The sequence below is a fragment of the Stenotrophomonas sp. P5_A8 genome, assembly GCF_056400545.1.
This window is the reverse complement of sequence record NZ_JBFULB010000649.1, coordinates 1-635: the sequence shown is the minus strand read 5'-3', so window position 1 is coordinate 635 and position 635 is coordinate 1. Positions and strand designations below refer to the sequence as shown.

General features: G+C 63.6%; 2 protein-coding genes. Both read left to right on the top strand.

All coding sequences use genetic code 11. From position 1 onward, the window contains the following. The first annotated feature begins 47 nt into the window (after positions 1–47). Positions 48–479: a RidA family protein gene (locus AC1DQP_RS21280; protein WP_256774163.1), complete on the top strand. Its 432-nt coding sequence runs from the start codon at positions 48–50 to the stop codon at positions 477–479. A gap of 69 nt (positions 480–548) precedes the next feature. After that, the coding region (locus AC1DQP_RS21275; RefSeq protein WP_478052530.1) for a TA system antitoxin ParD family protein at positions 549–635 on the top strand (87 nt) is incomplete at its 3' end.

Sequence of the window (635 nt, the reverse complement as noted above, 5' to 3'; positions counted from 1 at the left end):
GTTGAGGCACGAGACTGCGAACTCACTCCCTGACCAAGTCTTCCCCCATGTTGATCGATACCCCTGTCGCGCCCGCCGGCCTGTTCGGCTTCATCAATCCATCCGGCCTTTACGACCCGAGCGCGAATGGCTATTCGCATGTGGCGGTGGTGCGCCTGCCGGCCCGCGTGATCCATATCGCCGGGCAGGGCGGGGAGACCGCCGATGGCGCGTTGTCGCCCCGCTTCGAGGCGCAGGTCGCCCAGGCGCTGGACAACCTGAGCCTGGCGCTGGCGTCGGCCGGGGCCAGCTTGGCCGACGTGGCCAAGCTCACGGTGCTGGTGGTTGATCACGATCAGGACCGTTTGGGCATCCTGTCCGATCAGATCGGTCGGCGCTGGCCATTGGGGCGTGCCCCGACCTGTACGTTGATCCCGGTACCGCGACTGGCACTGGACGGGATGCTGTTCGAGATCGAGGCGACGGCGTACACCGCGTAAGCAACAATGTTGGCAGTGAATATATGAAGCGTATATGATGCGTATATTCTTCGTATCCAGGGCATCCCCATGGGCATCGTCAACATCGACGACGAACTGCACGACAACCTGCGCCGCGCCAGTGGTGTGTCCGGCCGCTCGATCAATGCCCAGGCC

Coding starts and splice junctions, on each gene's coding strand:
- AC1DQP_RS21280 (WP_256774163.1), top strand. CDS start 48: ATGTTGATCGATACCCCTGTCGCGCCCGCCGGCCTGTTCGGCTTCATC.